Source organism: Burkholderia sp. NRF60-BP8, from assembly GCF_001522585.2.
Classification (GTDB): domain Bacteria; phylum Pseudomonadota; class Gammaproteobacteria; order Burkholderiales; family Burkholderiaceae; genus Burkholderia.
On the sequence record NZ_CP013374.1, the window covers coordinates 675,729 to 691,840 of the forward strand.

At 67.0% G+C, this 16,112-nt stretch carries 12 protein-coding genes; 8 read left to right on the forward strand and 4 right to left on the reverse strand.

Going from position 1 to position 16,112, the window contains the following annotated elements; genetic code table 11:
- The first annotated feature begins 129 nt into the window (after positions 1 to 129).
- The 3 genes from WS54_RS32705 (at position 130) to WS54_RS32725 (ending at position 3,919) form a co-directional block, all read left to right on the forward strand.
- Positions 130 to 1,428, forward strand: a complete 1,299-nt coding sequence (locus WS54_RS32705; protein ID WP_034208833.1) for an adenylosuccinate synthase — start codon at positions 130 to 132, stop codon at positions 1,426 to 1,428.
- A 291-nt stretch (positions 1,429 to 1,719) separates the two neighbouring features.
- Positions 1,720 to 2,670 (forward strand): LysR family transcriptional regulator, encoded by a 951-nt coding sequence (locus WS54_RS32715; protein WP_059782019.1) that lies wholly within the window; start codon positions 1,720 to 1,722, stop codon positions 2,668 to 2,670.
- A 277-nt stretch (positions 2,671 to 2,947) separates the two neighbouring features.
- Positions 2,948 to 3,919 (forward strand): aliphatic sulfonate ABC transporter substrate-binding protein, encoded by a 972-nt coding sequence (locus WS54_RS32725; RefSeq protein ID WP_059782021.1) that lies wholly within the window; start codon positions 2,948 to 2,950, stop codon positions 3,917 to 3,919.
- Positions 3,920 to 3,979: 60 nt separating this feature from the next.
- Here WS54_RS32725 and WS54_RS32730 read toward each other — a convergent pair whose 3' ends face one another.
- Positions 3,980 to 4,960: an AraC family transcriptional regulator gene (locus tag WS54_RS32730; protein ID WP_059782023.1), complete on the reverse strand. Its 981-nt coding sequence runs from the start codon at positions 4,958 to 4,960 to the stop codon at positions 3,980 to 3,982.
- Between the two features lie 587 nt (positions 4,961 to 5,547).
- Between WS54_RS32730 and WS54_RS32740 the strand changes: the two genes are divergently transcribed.
- The 4 genes from WS54_RS32740 (at position 5,548) to WS54_RS32755 (ending at position 12,609) form a co-directional block, all read left to right on the forward strand.
- The gene (locus WS54_RS32740) at positions 5,548 to 6,441 is read left to right on the forward strand and encodes a LysR family transcriptional regulator (protein WP_059782025.1); all 894 of its coding nucleotides are present in this window, start codon (positions 5,548 to 5,550) and stop codon (positions 6,439 to 6,441) included.
- A gap of 211 nt (positions 6,442 to 6,652) precedes the next feature.
- A complete protein-coding gene (locus WS54_RS32745) occupies positions 6,653 to 7,891 on the forward strand; it encodes an efflux RND transporter periplasmic adaptor subunit (RefSeq protein ID WP_059826936.1) in 1,239 nt (412 codons plus the stop codon).
- A gap of 15 nt (positions 7,892 to 7,906) precedes the next feature.
- Positions 7,907 to 11,098, forward strand: coding sequence for an efflux RND transporter permease subunit (locus tag WS54_RS32750; protein WP_059826938.1), 3,192 nt, complete (start codon positions 7,907 to 7,909; stop codon positions 11,096 to 11,098).
- Positions 11,099 to 11,100: 2 nt separating this feature from the next.
- A complete protein-coding gene (locus WS54_RS32755) occupies positions 11,101 to 12,609 on the forward strand; it encodes an efflux transporter outer membrane subunit (RefSeq protein WP_108042052.1) in 1,509 nt (502 codons plus the stop codon).
- 132 nt (positions 12,610 to 12,741) lie between these two features.
- Here WS54_RS32755 and WS54_RS32760 read toward each other — a convergent pair whose 3' ends face one another.
- The 3 genes from WS54_RS32760 to WS54_RS32775 form a co-directional block, all read right to left on the reverse strand.
- Positions 12,742 to 13,455 carry a dienelactone hydrolase family protein gene (locus WS54_RS32760; RefSeq protein WP_034208825.1) on the reverse strand — a complete coding sequence of 238 codons (714 nt, stop codon included), beginning with the start codon at positions 13,453 to 13,455 and terminating at the stop codon, positions 12,742 to 12,744.
- 276 nt (positions 13,456 to 13,731) lie between these two features.
- Positions 13,732 to 14,043, reverse strand: a complete 312-nt coding sequence (locus WS54_RS32765) for a DUF4148 domain-containing protein (RefSeq protein WP_059786638.1) — start codon at positions 14,041 to 14,043, stop codon at positions 13,732 to 13,734.
- Between the two features lie 288 nt (positions 14,044 to 14,331).
- Positions 14,332 to 15,297 (reverse strand): GlxA family transcriptional regulator, encoded by a 966-nt coding sequence (locus WS54_RS32775; protein WP_059786703.1) that lies wholly within the window; start codon positions 15,295 to 15,297, stop codon positions 14,332 to 14,334.
- Between the two features lie 173 nt (positions 15,298 to 15,470).
- On the opposite strand from WS54_RS32775, the gene WS54_RS32780 reads away from it, so the two are divergent.
- Complete coding sequence (locus WS54_RS32780) at positions 15,471 to 16,112, forward strand: HD domain-containing protein (protein ID WP_034208823.1); 642 nt, start codon at positions 15,471 to 15,473, stop codon at positions 16,110 to 16,112.

A 16,112-nucleotide genomic window follows, 5' to 3' on the forward strand; every position in this document is an offset into this window, starting at 1 on the left:
CGTGAAATTTACTCACACGATGGTTCAGGTTTAATCGTTTGATCGGGCGATCCGGCTACGCCAATATGGCACACAAACGGCCGATCTGGGCTGAACGAGTGTCTGAATTTCTCACATGGAGTACGGAACATGCCGAACGTGGTGGTCGTGGGCGCCCAATGGGGTGACGAAGGCAAGGGGCGCATCGTGGATTGGCTGGCGGCGCAGGCCGATCTCGTCGCACGCTACAACGGCGGCCACAACGCGGGTCACACGCTGGTCGTCGGCGGTCGCACGTACAAGCTCGCGCTGCTGCCGAGCGGCATCGTGCGCGGCAAGCGCGGCGTGATCGGCAACGGCGTGGCGCTCGACCCGGAAGCGCTGCTCGCGGAAATCGGACGGATGGCCGCGCTCGGGTTGTCGGTGACGCCGGACAACCTGTCGATCGCGGAGAACGCGACGCTGGTGCTGCCGATTCACCGTGCGATCGATCAGGCGCAGGAGCGTTTGCGCCGCGAACCCATCGGCACCACGCTGCGCGGGATCGGGCCGGCCTACGAGGACAAGGTCGGGCGTCGCGGGCTGCGCGTCGGCGATCTTGCGGAACCGGGCGAGCTCGCAGCCAAACTCGACGTGCTCGTCGACCATCACAACGCGTGGTTCCGAGGCCTGGGGCTCGACGAGTACGATCGCGATGCGATGCGGGCGACGCTGGTTGCGCTTGCACCGAAGATCCTGCCGTTCGTGCGTCCCGTCTGGGCCGACCTCAACGACGCGACCGATCGAGGCGAGCGCATTCTGTTCGAGGGTTCGCAGGCCGTGATGCTGGACATCGACTGGGGCACGTATCCGTTCGTGACGTCGTCGGGCACCGTCGCATCGGCCGCGGCGGCCGGCACCGGGCTCGGTGCGGCGAAGCTCGGTCACGTGCTGGGTGTCACGAAGGCGTATGCGACGCGGGTCGGCGGCGGCCCGTTCCTCACCGAGCTGACCGATGCGACCGGCGAAACGCTGCGTGCGCGCGGACAGGAATTCGGCGTCAATACCGGCCGGCCGCGACGCTGCGGATGGCTCGATGCCGCGCAACTGCGTCAGGCCGTCAGGGTCTCGGGCATCGATTCGCTGGCGCTCACCAAGCTCGACGTGCTCGACGGCTTCGAGTCGATCGAGCTGTGCGTCGGTTACGAATTCGACGGCGTGCGTGTCGACCACCTGCCTGCGAGCCTCGATGCGCAGTCGCGCGCGAAGCCGCTCTACGAACGGTTCGAAGGCTGGCAAGGTTCCGTGAAGGGCGTGCGCGAGCGTGCGGCGCTGCCCCGAGCCGCGCAGGACTTCGTCGCGCGCATCGAAGCGGTGGCGGGTGCGCCGGTTTCGATGATCACGACCGGCGCGGAACGCGACGATACGATCGTGTTGCGCAATCCGTTCGATGCGGCGGGCGCCGCGTAACGCGCGAGACGCGAAGGGTGTCAATCGAGAGGGGGATCATGGTCGGCGGGTAGTTTTTGCCGACCGCTGCCGTTGGCCTGTCCGCACCTTCGATACGCACGTACGTTCGGCCCGGATGCCGCGCGGCGAGCGGCCCGGCAGCCCGATTCCGCATCCGGATCGTGCCGCATACGGCGAACTGGACACGCCTGCAACGCTGCTGTACTGTTCCGCACGATTCGCGCCAGACCGGCGTGTGCCGGCGCCGCCGGCACCCCGGCGGCGCGACGTGACAATCCCGGGGACAGGTCGATGGACACGTTACAGATGATGCGCATTTTCGTCCGGGTCGCGGAGGAGGGCAGCTTCACGAGCGCGGCCCAGCGCCTGGACATCACGACGGCCTATGCATCGCGCTCGGTCGCGCAGCTCGAAACGCATCTGCGCACGCGCCTGCTCAACCGCAGCACGCGCCGCATCGCGCTGACTGACGCCGGGCAGCGCTATCTCGACCGCTGCCAGCGTATCCTCGGCTATATCGACGAAGCGGAAGCCGAGGCGGCCGATGCGCAGGCGAAGCCGTCCGGACGGTTGCACGTTCACGCGACGACGAGCTTCGGCCAGTCTTACGTGGTCCCCGCGGTCGTGCGCTACCGCGAGCGCTATCCGTCGGTCGCGGTCGAGCTGACGCTGTCGCAGCACGTGCCCGACATCATCGACGAAGGCTACGACGTGTCGCTGCAGTTGAGCACGACGGAGCTGCCCGATTCCGGGCTGGTGTCGCAGCGGCTCGGCGACGTGGGCAGCGTGTTGTGCGCATCGCCTGCCTATCTGAAGAGGCGCGGCACGCCGCGCACGGTGAGCGATCTCGCCGGTCATGCGTGCCTGCAGATCGTCACGCCGCTTTTTCCGCGCGACCGCTGGCATCTCGACGGCCCGAACGGCCGCGAAACGTTCGAACTGCCGGTGCCCGATTTCCAGGTGAATATCGCCGATGCGCTCGGCGCCGCGCTGCGCGCCGGGCTCGGTATCGGCTCGCTGCCGATCCCGGCTGCGCTGCCCGCGCTCGCGAGCGGCGCACTGGTGCGCGTGCTGCCCGACTACCGGCTGCAGAAGCTGACGGTCTATACGTTGTATGCGTCGCGTCAGTATCTCGATGCGAAGATCCGCACGTTCGTCGATTTCCTGCGGGAATGCGTGCCCGAGCTGCTCGCCGCCGACGAGGCCGCTTTGAACGCTTGCTGCCCGTCCCGTCACTCCTGATAGACGCAAGGTCGGTGTCGTGAGTACCGCGCACCGTCTTGCGGCTCGACGTAATTGATTCGGAATCCTGCGTTAAAAGCGGGCAACGAATGCACGTGCACACGGACGGTTCCTGACAACGCTGCTCGTGCTGCCGTCAAGTCCTTATGAAAACGCTTGCTTTCGATATCGAACATCGTTGGTTCGGCGTGCGGCGGCCGCCTTTTAGAATCGGTTCGACCTGATTCATCGCATGCGTGCGCTCCGCTCGCGCCCACTTCATCGAACCCGAAACGACATGGCAGATCGATACTCCAGTACCCGCCGCCGGCTGCTTCATGCCGGCCTGGCGATCGCGGCAGGCTTCGCCGCCCATCCGGGCCTTGCGCTGGCTGGCACGGCCGCTACGCGTACTTTGCGCATCGGTTATCAGAAAGGGCCGCTCAGCCTGCTGAAGGCGCGCGGCACGCTGCAGGGCAAGCTCGCGACACTCGGCGTGAACGTCACGTGGACCGAATTCCCGTCGGGCCCGCCGCAACTCGAGGCGCTGAACGCGGGATCGATCGATTTCGGCGATGTCGGCGAAGCGCCGCCGATCTTCGCGCTCGCGGCCGGCGCGCCGCTCGTCTACTACGCGCAGACGCCGGCCGGTCCGGCAGCCGAAGCCGTGGTCGTCGCGAAGGATTCGCCGGTCAAGACCTTTGCCGACCTGCGCGGCAAGCGCATCGCGCTGGTGAAGGGATCGAATACGCACTTCCTGCTGGTCCGGCTGCTGCAGGCCGCGAAGCTCGGCTATACCGACGTCACGCCGGTCTGGTTGTCGCCGTCCGATGCGCGGGCCGCTTTCGAGAATCGCTCGGTCGATGCGTGGATCATCTGGGATCCGTTTCTCGCAGTGGTCCAGCAGGCGTTCGGCGCGCGCATCGTCGCGGACGGTACCGGGCTCGTCGAGAACCGCGGCTACTACTTTGCGTCACGCACGTATGCGCAGCGCAATGCGGACGTGCTCGATGCGGTCGTGTCGGAACTGGCGACGATCCAGCGCTGGCTCGATGCGAACCGCGCGCAGGGCGCGGCCGAATTCTCGAAACTGTGGGGAATTCCGGAGCCGGCCGTGGCGCTCGCGTTTCGCCGCGCACGCTTCGGTGTCGAGCCCGTCACCCGCGACACGCTCGCGTACCAGCAGCGCATCGCGGACGTGTTCCATCAGGCCGGCATCCTGCCGAAGCGCGTCGACGTCAGCCTGGCTGCACCGCCCTCGCTCGCATGAGCCGGGAGCCGGCCCGACGAGCGGGTTCGCGATGAGCCGCGAACCCGTCGCGATATCCGTTCATGGCGCGACGCGCGACAGCGGTACGGCTTCGCCGCGCAGTCTCGTAACGTCGCGGCCCGGCGCGTCGCCGAACAGCCGCGCGTATTCGCGGCTGAACTGCGACGCGCTCACATAGCCGACGCTTCGGCACGCCTGCCGCGCGTCCATCGCCGCCAGGCACATCAGGCGGCGCGCCTCCTGCAACCGCAGCACCTTCTGGCATTGCAACGGACTCATCGACGTGACCGCACGGAAGTGATGGTGGAAAGTCGACGGGCTCATCTCCACCCGTCGCGCGAGCGCGTCGACCGCTATCGGATCGAGGTAGTGGTCGCGAATCCATGCGACGGCGCGCGAGATCCGTTGAGTCGTCGAACCGGCGTCGCCGATCTGCGCGACGCGCGCGCCCGACGGGCCGCGCAGCAGCCGGATGAGGATTTCGTCGACGATCAGCGGTGCGAGCAGGTCGAGGTCGTCGGGCTGTGCGATCAGTTGCATCAGCCGCGCGACGGCGTCGACGATTTCGGGCGTTGCGTCGAGCGTGTCGAGCGCGCGGTAGTCGACGGCTTTCGGCAGCCCGCGCGGAAAGACCACCGGCGTGAGCGCCGCGATGCGGCGCGGATCGAGCGCGAGTTGCGCGTAAAGGAACGGCTCGGTCGGGTTTGCGCGGGTCACGCGTCCGGTCACGGGCAGATCGGCGGTGGCGACCAGCATCCGCGATTCGTCGATCGGGTACGTCTCGTCGCCGACGCGCATCGACTTCGCGCCTTGCCCGACGATGCTCAGGCACGCGTGGTGCACGCCGTGGTTCCACTGCGGCGACGGCGCGCCAGCGCGCGCGACGCGCATGCCGCGCAACGGGAGGTCGAACATGCCGTCGTGCGGCGCGTACGCGGCGATCAGCGCCGCGAGCCGGGCCGCGGGCGACCGGGCGCGCGGCCGAGCCTCGTGATCGGTCGGGTGGCGCGGTTGCGGCGGCGTTTCGGCGTCGATTTCCATGTTGCGTAAGCGGGTGGCGGCGTGGTCGATGCAATGGGCGCGGCTGTGATCCGCTGTCGCGGTGCAGGCACGGCGGTCACATCGTACGGCCAGTTGCGTGCGCGGGATTGCCTAAACCTGTCCGAAATTAGCCCGATCATCCGGACCTGCATGATTGGCGATCGTGCTGTCGTCGTTGCGCGGTGTGCGGCGCACAAATTCGGAAATTAAGGCAAAACAATCGCAGGATCGGGCAAGCCATTTTTCGGTGGTTTCCCTACCATTGCAGCTGCTGAAGGAAATGCGATTCAGCGCGCCCGGATGATGCGGGCACCCTCGTCCGCGTGATGCGCGGCCGCCGCCATGCCGCGTGCGTCGCCCCGCGAATCGCCGGAAAAGACTCAGGACTGCTATCGAACGATCGTGCATCGGGCTTGCCGAGGCCGGTTTGCGTCCGTTGCAAGCCGGCCCGTGCGTGTCGCACGTGCCGACCGACCCGGCCGAGCCGGTGTCGGTGCCGCCGCATTGGCCGGGCCGATGGGGCCGGCTGTGGCGCGGCGGCGGGTACAGGCATACGGGCAGTCGTCCGCGCAGGGAAATCCGGACAAATGGACCAACTTCAATCGATTCGGGCATTCGTGACGGTGGCAAGAGAAGGCGGGTTTCGCCGGGCGGCGACGCGGTTGCGTGTGTCGACGGCGATGGCGAGCCGGCTGGTCGATGCGCTCGAAACGCGCCTCGGTGCACGCCTGCTTCAACGCAGCACGAGCCACCAGTCGCTCACGGAAATCGGCGAGCTGTATCTCGCGCGCGTCGAGCGGATTCTCGGCGCGATCGACGAGATCGACGGCCGCTTCGTCGCGATGGGCAGCAAGCCGGAAGGCGTATTGCGCGTGGCCGCGCCGGTCGCGTTCGGGCTCAGCCAGTTGAGCGCGTTGCTCGATCGCTTCGTGCACCGGTTTCCGGACGTGCGGCCGACCGTGACGCTGACCGATACCCACGTCGACCTGGCCGCCGAGGACATCGACGTCGCGTTCCTGACGGATGACATGCCGGTGTCCGGCGCCCATGCGCTGCATACGCTGGCCGCGTACGAATCCGTGCGGGTCGCGGCGCCAGGTTACGTCGCCGCGCACGGCGGCGCGGCTGCGTCGGGCGACTGGCCGGACATCGCGGCCGTGCGGCTGGAACTGCCGGCGACCGACGACGCTCACGCGGCCGGGATTCGATCCGGCGCGGCGCCCGGCAATACGGGCGTCGGCCATCTCGAGATGGCGCGGCGGCTGGCCGTGGCCGGCATGGGCGCGACGGTGCTGCCCGCGTATCTCGTCGACGCCGATCTGGCGGCCGGCACGCTGGTGCGCATTGCACCGGTCCACCCGCTCGCGCCCGTCACGCTGAAGCTCGCACATGCGCGCGCCGCGCGTTTGCCGGCCGCCGCGCGCGCGTTCATCGAATTCGTCGGCGCCGCGTTCCGGCCCGCGAGCCAGCGGCCAGGCTGAACCCGCGGCAACGCGATCCCGCCGGACCGCGGGTTCGCCGCTCTTTATCGGAAGCAGTTCGGCACACGAACGCTTCGCAGGGTGCAACGCACACCCGCAACACGCGTCCGCATCCGCGCTGGACAGGAAGCTGCAAGTCCGCCGCGCGTCAGGACCATGAGGAGATCTGGTGATTCCCATTGAAGGTCGTCTAATTGTGAGAGGTCGCTCCATGCGCGTCGAACGGGTTCCATACCGCTTAATCACCGCCGCAACGGCTGCCGTTTTCCTGGCCGCGTGCGGGAAAAAAGAATCGGCACCGCCGCCGCCAACGCCGGAAGTCGGCGTCGTCACCGTGCAGCCGCAAGCCGTGCCGGCGGTGGCCGAGCTGCCGGGCCGCACCAGTGCGTTCCTCGTCGCGCAAGTGCGTGCGCGGGTCGACGGCATCGTGCTGCGCCGTGAATTCACCGAAGGCACCGACGTCAAGGCCGGCCAGCGCCTCTACAAGATCGATCCGGCGCCGTACATCGCCGCGCTGAACAGCGCGAAGGCGACGCTGGCGAAGGCGCAGGCGAACCTCGTCACGCAGAACGCGCTGGTCGCGCGCTACAAGGTGCTGGTCGCGGCGAACGCGGTCAGCAAGCAGGACTACGACAACGCGGTCGCCACGCAAGGCCAGGCCGCGGCGGACGTCGCGGCCGGCAAGGCGGCGGTCGACACCGCGCAGATCAACCTCGGCTATACGGATGTCGTGTCGCCGATCAGCGGCCGCGTCGGCATCTCGCAGGTGACGCCGGGCGCATACGTGCAGGCGAGCCAGGCGACGCTGATGTCGACGGTGCAGCAGCTCGATCCGGTGTACGTCGACCTCACGCAATCGAGCCTCGAAGGGCTGAAGCTGCGTCAGGACGTGCAGAGCGGGCGTCTGAAGACGAGCGGCCCGGGCGCGGCGAAGGTGTCGCTGATCCTGGAAGACGGCAAGACCTACTCGGAGCCGGGCAAGCTGCAGTTCTCGGACGTGACGGTCGACCAGACCACGGGCTCGGTGACGATCCGCGCGGTCTTCCCGAACCCGGGCCGCGTGTTGCTGCCGGGGATGTTCGTGCGTGCACGGATCGAGGAAGGCGTGAACGAGAACGCGTTCCTGGTGCCGCAGATCGGCGTCACGCATGACCAGAAGGGTCAGGCAATTGCACTGGTCGTGACTGCGGCCAACAAGGTCGAGATGCGTCCGTTGACGACCACCGGCACGTACGGCCAGAACTGGATCGTCGAAGGCGGTCTGCAGGCGGGCGATCACGTGATCGTGCAGGGCGTCGACAAGGTGCGCCCGGGCGCGACGGTGAAGACCGTGGCCGCGCAGCTCGCTCCGGCGGCGGACGCCGCATCCGCCGCGCCGGCAAGCGCCGCGCCGGCGAGTACCGCGGCCCATGCCGCAGCGAGTTCGGCCGCCGCGTCGAGCGCGCAATAACAGGGAGTCCGTTTCATGGCCAAGTTCTTTATCGATCGCCCGATCTTCGCGTGGGTGATCGCGATCGTGCTGATGCTGGCCGGCGTCGCATCGATCTTCAAGATGCCGATCGCGCAGTATCCGACGATCGCACCGCCGACGATCCAGATCCAGGCGAACTATCCGGGCGCTTCCGCGAAGACGGTGGAAGACACGGTGACGCAGGTGATCGAGCAGCAGATGAGCGGACTCGACAACTTCCTGTACATGTCGTCGACGAGCGACGATTCGGGCAACGCGACGATCACGCTGACCTTTTCGCCGGGCACGAATCCGGACGTCGCGCAGGTGCAGGTGCAGAACAAGCTGTCGCTCGCGACGCCGAACCTGCCGCAAGTCGTGCAGCAGCTCGGCATGCAGGTCACGAAGTCGAGCAGCAACTGGCTGATGTGGTTCGCGTTCAACTCCGAGGACGGCCGGATGTCGAAGGAGGACCTGACGAACTACGTGGCGTCGCACGTGCTCGATCCGCTGAGCCGCGTCAACGGCGTCGGCCAGACGCTGCTGCTCGGTTCGCAGTTCTCGATGCGGATCTGGCTCGACCCCGTCAAGCTGACCAACTACAGCCTCACGCCGACCGACGTGACGGCCGCGATCACGCAGCAGAACGTGCAGATCGCGGGCGGCCAGATCGGCGGCACGCCGGCGAAGCCGGGCACCGTGCTGCAGGCGACGATCACCGAATCGACGCTGTTGCGCACGCCCGAGCAGTTCGGCAACATCCTGCTGAAGGTCAACCAGGACGGCTCGCAGGTTCGCCTGAAGGACGTCGGCCGCGCGGCGCTGGGTTCGGAGAACTACACGTTCGACACGAAGTACATGGGGCAGCCGACGGCCGGCCTCGGCATCCAGCTCGCGACCGGCGCGAACGCGCTGGCGACCGCGAACGCGTTGCGGGCCAAGATCGACGAGCTGTCGAAGTATTTCCCGCATGGTCTCGTCGTGCACTACCCGTACGACACGACGCCGTTCGTGCGCCTGTCGATCGAGGAGGTGGTCAAGACGCTGATCGAGGGCATCGTGCTCGTGTTCCTCGTGATGTATCTGTTCCTGCAGAACCTGCGGGCGACGATCATCCCGACGATCGCGGTGCCGGTCGTGCTGCTCGGCACGTTCGCGATCATGGGCGTCGTCGGTTTCTCGATCAACACGCTGTCGATGTTCGGCCTCGTGCTCGCGATCGGCCTGCTGGTCGACGATGCGATCGTGGTGGTCGAGAACGTCGAGCGCGTGATGGCCGAGGAGGGGCTGTCGCCGAAGGAGGCGACCCGCAAGGCGATGAGCCAGATCACCGGCGCACTCGTCGGCGTGGCGCTCGTGCTGTCGGCGGTGTTCGTGCCGGTGGCGTTCTCCGGCGGCTCGGTCGGCGCGATCTATCGTCAGTTCTCGCTGACGATCGTGTCGGCGATGGTGCTGTCGGTGCTGGTCGCGTTGATTCTGACGCCGGCACTGTGCGCGACGATCCTGAAGCCGGTCGAAAAGGGGCATCACGAAGAGAAGAAGGGTTTCTTCGGATGGTTCAACCGGACCTTCGATCGCAGCCGCGATCGCTACACGGGCGGCGTGAACCACGTGATCCGGCGCTCGGGCCGCTGGCTCGTGATCTATCTCGCCGTGTTCATCGCGGTCGGCGTGATGTTCGCGCGCCTGCCGAAGTCGTTCCTGCCCGACGAGGACCAGGGCTACATGTTCATGATCGTGCAGACGCCGTCGGGCTCGACGCAGGAAACGACCGGCAAGACGCTCGACAACATCAACACGTACCTGACCACCGCCGAGAAGGATGTGGTCGACTCGGTGTTCACGGTCAACGGTTTCAGCTTCGCGGGCCGCGGCCAGAACGCGGGCCTCGTGTTCGTGAAGCTGAAGCCGTACGAGCATCGCCAGCGTTCGGACCAGAAGGTGCAGGCGCTGATCGGCCGGACCTTCGCGCACTACTCGCAGTACAAGGACGCGATGGTGATTCCGTTCAACCCGCCGTCGATTCCCGAACTCGGTACCGCCGCCGGCTTCGACTTCGAGCTGACGGACAACGCCGGTCTCGGCCACGATGCGCTGATGGCCGCGCGCGGCCAGTTGCTCGGGATGGCCGCGAAGGATCCGGCGCTCGCGCTGGTCCGCCCGAACGGCCTGAACGATACGCCGCAGTACAAGGTCGACATCGATCGCGAGAAGGCGAACGCGCTCGGCGTGACGGCCGCGGCGATCGACCAGACGTTCTCGATCGCGTGGGCGTCGCAGTACGTGAACAACTTCCTCGACACCGACGGCCGGATCAAGAAGGTGTACGTGCAGGCCGACGCGCCGTTCCGGATGACGCCGGAAGACATGAACATCTGGTACGTGCGCAACAGCGCGGGGGGGATGGTGCCGTTCAGCGCGTTCTCGACCGGCCACTGGATCTACGGATCGCCGAAGCTCGAGCGCTACAACGGCGTGTCGTCGATCGAGATCCAGGGACAGGCCGCGGAAGGCAAGTCGACCGGCCAGGCGATGGCGGCGATGGAAGCGCTCGCGAGCAAGCTGCCGGAAGGCATCGGCTATTCGTGGACGGGGCTGTCGTTCCAGGAAATCCAGTCCGGCTCGCAGGCGCCGATCCTGTACGCGATCTCGATCCTCGTCGTGTTCCTGTGTCTCGCGGCGCTGTATGAAAGCTGGTCGATCCCGTTCTCGGTGATCATGGTCGTGCCGCTCGGCGTGGTCGGCGCGCTGCTCGCGACGATGCTGCGCGGCCTCGAGAACGACGTGTTCTTCCAGGTGGGCCTGCTGACGACCGTGGGCTTGTCCGCAAAGAACGCGATCCTGATCGTCGAGTTCGCGCGCGAGCTTCAGGCAGGCGGGAACATGGGGCCGGTGCGTGCGGCGATCGAGGCGGCGCGCCTGCGGCTGCGCCCGATCCTGATGACGTCGCTCGCGTTCATGCTGGGCGTGCTGCCGCTCGCGGTTAGCAACGGCGCGGGCTCGGCGAGCCAGCACGCGATCGGCACGGGCGTGATCGGCGGGATGATCACGGCGACGTTCCTCGCGATCTTCATGATCCCGATGTTCTTCGTGCGGGTTCGCGCGATCTTCGGCGGCGAGACGGAAAACGTCGACGACGCATGGCGTCTCGTCCAGGCCGATCTGCAGCGCGGCCGCGACGACGCACACGATTCGAAGGGGCAGTAACGATGCAAAAACACGCTTTGACTGCAATCGCAGTCGCGCTCCTTGCCACGGGGTGCACGATGGCGCCGCATTACAAGCGGCCCGACGCGCCCGTCGCGCAGGCGTACCCGGCCGGCGGCGTCTACGCGACGCAGCCGGGCGCGGCCGGCGCGCGCAGCGCGAACGGCCAGGCGGCGACCGCCATCGGCTGGCGCGAGTTCTTCGTCGATCCGCGCCTGCAGCGGCTGATCGAGATCGCGCTGAAAAACAACCGCGACCTGCGCGTGTCGGTGTTGAACATCGAGGCGGCGCGTGCGCAGTACCAGATCACGCGCGCGGGGCTGTTCCCGACGCTCGACGGTACGGGCACGGGCAACCTCCAGCGCTATCCGGCCGGTGTGTCGCAGACGGGCCAGCCGCTGATCTCGCGCGTGTACAACGTCGGGCTGTCGGCGTCGTGGGAACTCGACCTGTTCGGCCGCGTGCAGAGCCTGAAGGATCAGGCGCTCGCGCAGTACCTGTCGACGTCGTACGCGCGGCAGGCGTCGGAGATCTCGCTGGTGTCGCAGGTGGCGGATCAATACCTGACGCTGCTGTCGACCGACGATCTGCTGAAGGTCACGGAGAACACGCTGAAGACCGCGCAGGCGTCGTACGACCTGACCAAGCTGCAGTTCGACAACGGCACGGGCTCCGAGCTCGAGTTGCGTCAGGCGCAGACGGTGGTCGAGACGGCGCTCGCGAACCAGCAGGCGCAGGCACGTGCGCGCGCGCAGGCGCTGAACGCGCTGGTGCTGCTGATCGGCGAGCCGCTGCCGGACGATCTGCCGGCGGGCCTGCCGCTCGATGCGCAGAACCTGCTGACGGACGTGCCGGCCGGGCTGCCGTCGGATCTGCTCACGCGTCGTCCGGACGTGATGCAGGCCGAGCAGACGCTGCTGGCCGCGAACGCGAACATCGGCGCGGCCCGCGCGGCGTTCTTCCCGAAGATCTCGCTGACGGCCGCGTTCGGCACCGCGAGCCCGACGCTGGGCGGCCTGTTCAAGGCCGGCACGGCGGCGTGGTCGTTCGCGCCGAACATCGCGCTGCCGATCTTCGAGGGCGGCCAGAACATCGCGAACCTCGATCTCGCGAACGTGCAGAAGCGCATCGAGATCGCGAACTACGAGAAGGCGATCCAGTCGGCATTCCGCGAAGTGTCGGACGGCCTGGCCGCACGCGGCACGTACGACCAGCAGATCGCGGCGCTCGAGCGCAACGAGCACGCGCAGCAGCGTCGCTTCGACCTGTCGGACCTGCGTTACAAGAACGGTGTGGACAGCTACCTGTCGGTGCTGACCGCGCAGACGGATCTGTACTCGGCGCAGCAGTCGCTGATCAGCGCGCGTCTGGCGCGCTGGACGAATCTGGTCGATCTGTACCGCGCACTGGGCGGAGGCTGGATCCAGCGCGCGGGCGAAGCGCCGCGCGCGCCGGATGCGCCGGTCGATTACGACAAGGCGGCTGCGTCGGCAACGGCGACGAACGGCTAAGCGCAACGCACGGCAGGAGCGGCAGAGCCGCGTCCGTCCATCGAACCGAACGGTTGCGAAAACGAACACGCCACGGACGCAAATCCGTGGCGTGTTCTTTTGCACCGTCGCCGCGCGGTGAGCGGCGTTACGTTACGCCGGCTTCGTCCAAAGCGTCCGGCCGAAGAACGTGAGCGTGCGGTCCCACGCCATTTGCGACCACACCGGATCGAACTGCGTGCCGGCGATGCGACCGGGGCCGACGGCCGTTTCGTTCGCGAACGCATGGTGCGCGAGATAGCGATGGAATTCGAAGCCGACCTTCGCATCCGTGAGCTTCTTTTCCAGTGCGTCGACCTGGTCGATCTTGAAGAACGCATCCTGCGTGCCCCAGTGGCCCATCAGCGGCACCTTGAGCTTGGCCGGATCGAGGTAGTCGAGCGGCGGAAGGCCGTACCACGTGACGCCGGCATCCGCTTCGGCATGTTGCAGCGACAGCAGCGTGAGGGCGCCGCCCATGCAGAAGCCCGTCACCGCGACGCGCGGCGCCAGCGTTTTCAGGTGCGCGACCGCGCCCGGAATGTCCTGCGACGCGGCGTCGCCGAAATCGAGGCCGGTCATCAGATGGTGCGCTTCTTCCTCCTCGACCGTCGACTTGCCGCGATACAGGTCGGGCACGAGCGCGAAATAGCCGCAGCGCGCGAGGCGATCCGCGACGCCGCGGATCTGGTCGTTCAGCCCCCACCATTCCTGGATGACGACAACCGCGGGCGCGCCTTCGGTCCGTGCCGGCGTGGCGAGATAGCCCTGCAGTTCCTGGCCGTCCGGGCGGCGAAACGTGATCATGGAACCGGATGTTTGAGACATGAAACCGCTCCTTTTCGAAAAATGCGCCGAGTGCGACATCGGGCCGACCGGCGGGCGTCGCGATACCGCTCGCTCGCGTTCTGGCCGACACCGACCACGCGGCCATTCTATGCGCAAACACCGGATGCTTGCGTGAACGGCGCCGCGCGGCACGCGAGCGGCAAAGGGCGCGGACGGCCGGAAAACGAACACCCCGCCCCGATGAACGGGAGCGGGGTGTCGCGTGTACGGCGTGCGTATCGGAATACGCGGGAAATATGCCGGCGCGTATCCGGCTTACTGGCCGAAATAGATCGAGTCGCGGCCTTCCTGCTTGACCGCGATCGCGCGGCCGGCACGCGCGCCCGCGGCTGCCTGCGCGCCGTAGCCGGCTTCATCGGCGTTCGTCACGCGGGCCTGCGCGGTCTGCAGCGCACGCGGGTAATACTGATCGGAGACTTCGGGCTTGTAGCCGGCTTGTTCGAGCTGGACGAGTTCCGCACGCACCTGGGCGCGCGTCAACTGGCCCGACGGGTTCGATTGGGCGAATGCGCCATACGATGCGGACAGTGCGGTTGCGGCGACGACAGCGGTGATGAACGACTTCATGGTGACCTCCGGTTCTGTTGATTTCGCGCTTCGCTCGTGGCGTTCAGCGGTTGATTGCATCGTAACGATCGCGTTACCGGTCGGAAATATGCGTTGCAGCGAATCATTATTGCAACTGGGTAAACGATTCGCGCGGCATGCGATTTCCTCTGAAGATTGCGGGCGTGCCGGGGCAGGCGCGTGGCCTGCGCGAGCAACAGGGCCGATCGGTGCAGCGCCAGCGGACTGAACGGTTGAATCGCATTCCGAATTAATTTTGGCGAGGCCGCCGGTGTCGTGCTTTTCGCATCACGCAGTCAGGGTCGCTTGCCGCTTCCGGTATTCGGCCGGGGTGATGCCGACGTGCCGGGTGAACGCTCGCCTGAGCGTATCGACGTTCGCGAAGCCGCATTTCGCCGCGACCTGCTTCGGCGTGTCGTGGCCGTTCTCGAGTAGCTGGCGGGCGGCCGAGATGCGGGTCGCCTCGACCCATGCGGCCGGCGTCATGCCGACTTCCGCGCGGAACAGTCGCGCGAAATGGCGCGGGCTCATACCCGCATGCTTCGCCATCTCGGCCACCGAATGCTCGAGTTCCGGATGGGCGGCGATCCAGCGCTGGACTTCCTGCAGCACCGAACGCCCGGCGGGGCGCGCCTCGCCCTTGCGGCTGAACTGGAGCTGCCCGCCCGGGCGCTTGAAGAACATCACCAGTTGCGCGGCGACGCGCCGCGCGATCTCGCGGCCGAGATCCTCCTCGACCAGCGCGAGCGCGAGATCGAGCCCGGCCGTGACGCCGGCGCCGGTGCGCAGCTTGCCGTCGCGTACGTACAGTGCGTCGGCGTCGACGGTGACGGACGGATATGCGTTAGCGAGTGCATCGGCGGCGGCCCAGTGCGTGGTCAGGTGGCGCCCTTTCAGCAGGCCGGTGGCCGCGAGGAGGAACGCGCCGGTGCAGATCGAGCCGTAGCGCCTGCTTTGCACGGCCGCCGAGCGCAGCCACGCGAGGACGTCGGTGCGCAATACGATCTGGCCGGCGTGCGGCGCGCCGGCGACCAGCAGCGTGTCGAGGCGCTCCGGGATATCAGGCGCGATCCAGTCGGGCAGCACCCGTGCGCCGGACGAACTGCAGATCGGCCCGGGCCCGCTCGCGATGACCCGCAGCGTGTAGAACGGCTTGCCGCACTCGGTGTTTGCTTGCGCGAACACGTCGAGCGGCGCGGAGACGTCGAGCAGTTGAACACCCGGAACGGCGAAAATACCCACGATCTTCGGCATGATCGATTGCATGTGGTATCGAACGTGATGCGCAGCAGTATAGGGGCGCTTCTTGCGCCGTGCAGGCGTCGTGTCCGTTCGTCGCGCGAAATGGCAGGATCAGGCGTGATACGTTCATTGGAGACATCGGTCGGAATCCGGAAAATCGAAGATGTCTTCCATGGAGGTCGATCATGACTGTGAACGTTGCCGGCATCACCCTTCCCGATACGCGTTTGACGCGCGAGATCACCGAGCTCGTGCGCGATACCGAGTCCGAGCTGCTGTTCCACCATTCGAGCCGCGTGTTCTATTTCGCGGCGCTGGCGGGCCGGCGGCGCGGGCTCGAGTACGATCCCGAACTGCTTTATTGCGGCTGCATGTTCCATGACATGGGACTGACGCACCGGCACAGCAGCGCTTGCGAGCGCTTCGAAGTGGACGGCGCGAACGCCGCGCGCGATTTTCTGAAGGGCAACGGGATTTCCCAACAGGACATCGATGTCGTGTGGACCGCGATCGCTTTGCACACCACACCGGGCATCCCGCAGCACATGCATCCGGTCGTCGCGCTGGTCACGGCGGGCGTCGAGATGGACGTGCTGGGCCTCGCTTATCCGGAATACAGCGATAGCGAGCGGGAAGCGGTCGTGCGCGCGCATCCGCGCACGCCGCATTTCAAGGAGGACATCATTCAGGCGTTCTACGACGGCATCAAGCACAAGCCCGACACGACGTTCGGCAACGTGAAGGCCGACGTGCTCGCGGACAAGGATCCGCATTTCCGTGCGGGCAACTTCTGCAGCGTGATCCGGTCGTCCGCGTGGAGCGGCTGA

Coding starts and splice junctions, on each gene's coding strand:
- WS54_RS32705 (WP_034208833.1), top strand. CDS start 130: ATGCCGAACGTGGTGGTCGTGGGCGCCCAATGGGGTGACGAAGGCAAG.
- WS54_RS32715 (WP_059782019.1), top strand. CDS start 1,720: ATGGACACGTTACAGATGATGCGCATTTTCGTCCGGGTCGCGGAGGAG.
- WS54_RS32725 (WP_059782021.1), top strand. CDS start 2,948: ATGGCAGATCGATACTCCAGTACCCGCCGCCGGCTGCTTCATGCCGGC.
- WS54_RS32730 (WP_059782023.1), bottom strand. CDS start 4,960: ATGGAAATCGACGCCGAAACGCCGCCGCAACCGCGCCACCCGACCGAT.
- WS54_RS32740 (WP_059782025.1), top strand. CDS start 5,548: ATGGACCAACTTCAATCGATTCGGGCATTCGTGACGGTGGCAAGAGAA.
- WS54_RS32745 (WP_059826936.1), top strand. CDS start 6,653: ATGCGCGTCGAACGGGTTCCATACCGCTTAATCACCGCCGCAACGGCT.
- WS54_RS32750 (WP_059826938.1), top strand. CDS start 7,907: ATGGCCAAGTTCTTTATCGATCGCCCGATCTTCGCGTGGGTGATCGCG.
- WS54_RS32755 (WP_108042052.1), top strand. CDS start 11,101: ATGCAAAAACACGCTTTGACTGCAATCGCAGTCGCGCTCCTTGCCACG.
- WS54_RS32760 (WP_034208825.1), bottom strand. CDS start 13,455: ATGTCTCAAACATCCGGTTCCATGATCACGTTTCGCCGCCCGGACGGC.
- WS54_RS32765 (WP_059786638.1), bottom strand. CDS start 14,043: ATGAAGTCGTTCATCACCGCTGTCGTCGCCGCAACCGCACTGTCCGCA.
- WS54_RS32775 (WP_059786703.1), bottom strand. CDS start 15,297: ATGCCGAAGATCGTGGGTATTTTCGCCGTTCCGGGTGTTCAACTGCTC.
- WS54_RS32780 (WP_034208823.1), top strand. CDS start 15,471: ATGACTGTGAACGTTGCCGGCATCACCCTTCCCGATACGCGTTTGACG.